Annotated in this window: 5 protein-coding genes; 3 read left to right on the plus strand and 2 right to left on the minus strand. The window is 54.8% G+C overall.

Annotated features, from left to right (window positions below; all coding sequences use genetic code 11):
- The first annotated feature begins 165 nt into the window (after positions 1-165).
- The 3 genes from VGE80_RS10745 (at position 166) to VGE80_RS10755 (ending at position 2,873) form a co-directional block, all read left to right on the plus strand.
- Complete coding sequence (locus tag VGE80_RS10745) at positions 166-1,053, plus strand: peroxiredoxin family protein (protein WP_440592662.1); 888 nt, start codon at positions 166-168, stop codon at positions 1,051-1,053.
- A 76-nt stretch (positions 1,054-1,129) separates the two neighbouring features.
- Complete coding sequence (locus tag VGE80_RS10750; protein ID WP_440592663.1) at positions 1,130-2,221, plus strand: redoxin domain-containing protein; 1,092 nt, start codon at positions 1,130-1,132, stop codon at positions 2,219-2,221.
- A 103-nt stretch (positions 2,222-2,324) separates the two neighbouring features.
- Positions 2,325-2,873, plus strand: coding sequence for a peroxiredoxin family protein (locus VGE80_RS10755; RefSeq protein WP_440592664.1), 549 nt, complete (start codon positions 2,325-2,327; stop codon positions 2,871-2,873).
- Positions 2,874-3,157: 284 nt separating this feature from the next.
- On the opposite strand, the gene VGE80_RS10760 is transcribed toward VGE80_RS10755, so the two are convergent.
- Both VGE80_RS10760 and VGE80_RS10765 read right to left on the minus strand, forming a co-directional pair.
- The gene (locus VGE80_RS10760; protein ID WP_440592665.1) at positions 3,158-3,574 is read right to left on the minus strand and encodes a hypothetical protein; all 417 of its coding nucleotides are present in this window, start codon (positions 3,572-3,574) and stop codon (positions 3,158-3,160) included.
- 42 nt (positions 3,575-3,616) lie between these two features.
- Positions 3,617-4,342: DUF1559 family PulG-like putative transporter (locus VGE80_RS10765; protein ID WP_440592666.1), on the minus strand; the 726-nt coding region annotated here is incomplete at its 5' end.

Below are 4,342 nucleotides of genomic sequence, written 5' to 3' on the forward strand. Positions count from 1 at the left end.
GAAATCCGAACGCGAACTGTTGCACGCATCGGCGAAAGAATATGGCGGCATTGTCGAGATGGCTGCACAACTGCAGCGAGCCCCCCGTACGCTCTACAATAAGCTGGCCATCCTCCGCCGTCGCCTGATGGAATGCGTCCAGCGAAGACTGCAGGAGACTGGACGATGAAGCCCGAACAGCAAAAGCGGCTCATCGAGCTCTTCGCCGCGTGCTCACTGAAGAGAATCCCGGATGACGAGCACCAGGAATTGCAGGACGCGTTGCGTAGCGACCAGGAATCACGTGAGCTTTGGTTTCTCTATCAGGACGTGGAACTGGGGCTGAAACGCTTTACACAGGTCCATGGGACGATCGACGGGCAGCAGAGTGTCTCTCCGTCCAATCACGAAAATACGAGCAGCGGCTTTAACGCGAACGATGGACATTTGCGAACTGCTGATTTTCAAGTATCGCGACTCGGCACGCGTCGTTTGATCTCAAAAACTCTGCTGGTGGCCTGCGTGGGATTGGTCACAATCGCAATCTACATAGGGAGTCATTGGGCCCATCTGGAGCCTGCCGATCGGGGTCGAATTGCGGGGGCATTTCCAGGTTCATTTACGGTCAAATCACCGACCCACAATGCCACGTTCACGGTGCCCAGCGAATCAGGCAAATTGATCGCGCTGCACTTTCTGCTGAAGTCAGAATGCCCCTTTTGCCTGAAGCTGACGCACGACTATTCCCTGCTGGCTCGTTCGGAACAGGACGTCGTTCATCTGTTTGTCAAACCGGACAGCGACGAAGAGATCAGGGAATGGGCCGGAAAAATCAACCTTCAGGACCTCGACGGTCCCCCCGTCATTTACCGAGACCCGGATGCACGACTTGCCGACGAATTTCAGATTCCTGACGGCTACCAGTTTCACGGTCAGTCGATGCACTACCCGGCACTTGTGCTGCTCGATCGGTCAGGACATGAATTATTCCGCTATGTCGGGAAGGACAATACCGACCGCATGCAGCCGGAAGATTTTGTCAGCAGACTCTCGATGGTCACAGGCCACGAATGAACCGAATGACGCGAGGATGGTGCGCGAGACGACCAGCGGACGCAGGGATCGTATCTAAGGAACGGGAGATTCATTGATGACAGCATCTAGCCGTTTCCTTGTTGCAATCCTCTTCGTCTTTGGGGTTCAAGGAGACCTGATCTCCGGGGAAACCCCCGATGCATTTCCGCATCTGGTTCCTCAACGCCTGCTCGGCCTGGTTCATGCGCCGGAAGTTCATCAAGAACTGAAGTTGTCGGCAGAACAGGTCGAAGACCTGGAGAAACTGCTTCGTGAACTCGATCTCAAATGGTTTCCGTCCCGCAATCTTTCTCCCCAGGAACAACATCCCGTCGTGCACGACCTGGAACGGAAGGTGTGGGAATGGTTCGGAAAATCGACCTCCGAATCACAACGCCAAAGATTGCAGCAACTGGAATATTACGCTCAGGGGACCCGGCTTCTGCTGCGACGTGACGTGGCCAGTAAGATCAAACTCTTCACTTCTCAGCAACAAAAGCTGGCGGAGTTAGCACGCGTGACCGACGAAGCTCAGATCGCTCTGGGGCGGACTCTCGCTGGTGACCCACAAATCAAATCGTTGCAGGCGAAAGTCGACAAGGCAGCCAAGTCGGAACGCGATGGGATTGCAAAGATGCTGCGACCAGAGCAGCAACAGCAACTCAGGTCGTTATTGGGTGATCCCTTTGATCCAACCCGCCTGAGACGGATCTACGCGTTGGCTCCCGAGTTCGTGCCGGTCCAACACTGGATCAACTCAGGCCCACTGACGATGCAGGAACTTCGTGGCAAAGTCGTCCTGGTCCATTTCTATGCGTTTCAATGCCACAACTGTCACGCCAACTTCCCCATCTATCAGCGATGGCAGAAAGAGTTGACCGGGAAAGGAGTGGTCCTGATCGGCATTCAAACACCGGAAACGAAGCGAGAACGAGACACAGATGCCGTGACGAATGCAGCGCGTGAACGCGAACTGACGTTTCCCATCCTGATCGACCTGAATTCCGCAAACTGGGATGCATGGGGTAACACGATGTGGCCTTGCGTCTATCTGGTGGATAAGCAGGGCTATATTCGCATGTGGTGGGCGGGTGAGCTGAACTGGAAAGGGGCGACTGCGGACAAAACGATCGAAGCCGCCGTCGAAGCCCTGTTGAAGGAAGAGTGATGGCGGGGATTGAGTCAGCGTCGACAGTAGCCTTCGGTCAGGCGTGATTTCGATTCTTTACCCATTTCAAACAGAAAAGCAGGTGACACCGGTGTCCCAACACATGAGAACTCATACGCTTGTTGCTCTGGTACTCGTATTCAGCAACATGGCAAGTGCCGCCAACCCCAAGGACTTTACCGTCCACTCTCCGACGCATGACACGACATTTCAATTGTCTGAACACAAGGGCAAGATCGTCGTCCTGCACTTCCTGCTCAAGACCGAGTGTCCCTTTTGTCTGAAATACACACACCAGTACGCGGAGCTGGCCGATAAGAACCAGAATGTCATTCACCTGTTCCTGAAACCCGACAGCGACGCAGAGATCAAAGCCTGGGCGGAAAAGCTGGATGCCGAAGACCTGTCGAAGCTTCCTGTCATTTATCGCGACCCCGATGCCAGCCTGGCAACGCAGTTCGGCATCGCCGACGGATACAAGTTTCACGGGCAAACGGTCCACTATCCGGCACTCGTCGTACTGGACGGGAATCACGAAGAGCTTTTCCGCTACGTCGGAAAAAGCAACGCCGACCGCCTGAAAACCACCGACTTCGTCAAAAAACTAGCCGGTACAAAGGGACCACAGACGGAAGCGATCCATAAGGACTGACAGTCCGATTCGAACTCTTCCAGAATGAAAATTCTTCGACTTGTGGGACAAATCGCAGAACCGCTGCCTCCGCGAATTTTCTGAATGGTTCAGCTAACATTCAGCGGGATGAGTGATGAGCGACCCGCCTGCGAAGCGGAAATGAATCGATTGCCAACGATCGTAGTTCTCGTCTCGATCCCCGCGTAGAGACAGTTGCTCTGTCATTGTCAGTGGGTGCATCGGTACCTATATCGCGGCGTTTCGCGCTGCGAACGATTGAGTGACCCATCCGATTCTCACCGCTATCGAACCCGCGTCGGAACGGGCACTTCAAGGTCAATTTGCTGATCGTCCTCATTCCAAGTCAGGCGCAAAGGTGACCGGGCAGGCTTGCGATAATCACCGGGCCACGCCAAGTAAATCTCGCCAGCAGATTCGACGGTGAATCTGTAGTCCCCCGCTTCCAGCGAAGCACCTTCCAGCGAACCACTCTGACGTAATTCGAATTGGCCGTCGTGGGCAGAAATGGCAAAGGCGACAGGCGTTTCGTCGACGCTGTCCTCATCATTCATGCGATAGATGGAAATGTGAACATCGCCCACTACGTCACCTCCCGCATGGATGATTCCCGGGGTGCCACCTGGGATCTCGCGGGGTTTTCCGCAACCGGAAATCAGCAGGCCCCAGGTGATGACCGCAAACCGCAAACCTGTTTTCATAAGACAATTCCTCAGATTGAAAAACACGCTCCAACAGTCCTGCTAGAACTCGCCAACATTCTCTCCGCCATTGCGTGAGAACAGGGCTCGCCAGACGCTGAGGTCGATGCTGTTGGACACGAACCGGACACTGCCGTCGGCCAGTGAAACCTGGGTTCCGCCGGCATGGGCACTCCGGCTGCTCGAAAGCAGATCGCCGTGGAACGAGATGTCTGGATTCTTGCTATTCGGAGTGAAAAACCCGTTGACGAGCGTGTGAAAACTCGTTGTCCGAATCCATGATCCCGCTCGGGTGCCCAAATATCCCGTAGCTGCAGTCGCGGCGAGGTCTTCTGCCATGCGACCACAGGGTGAACCACCCCCACCGGCCCGTCGCATCTGTCGTTGAGGATCTGTGAAAACGGTGGTTGAGACCGTGTCTCGTCCACCAAATAACGTCTCGGCCATAAAAATGGTATTGCTGGTTCCGTCCGTGATGTCACGAAATCGAGTGCTCACTCCGCGCCAGAAAAGTCCGTTGGGTCCCGGAGACGAAGTCGCGCAATAGTTCAGATTGTCTCCGGAACCGACATTGACCATGTAGTTTGTTCCAACCCACTCCACACCACTCTCGACGAGGACGGGATTGCCACTGTCAGATGGGCAAAGAAAGACCTCAAGCCGCCGATTCTGAATCCCCTGCAGAGCAGGGTTAAGTACGGTGTTCGGTCCACTTCCCAGCATTAAAGGGAGATTGAAGTTGATCAGGTTGCTGAGGTTGCCCTGGTC

Source organism: Schlesneria sp., assembly GCF_036405755.1.
GTDB lineage: Bacteria > Planctomycetota > Planctomycetia > Planctomycetales > Planctomycetaceae > Schlesneria > Schlesneria sphaerica.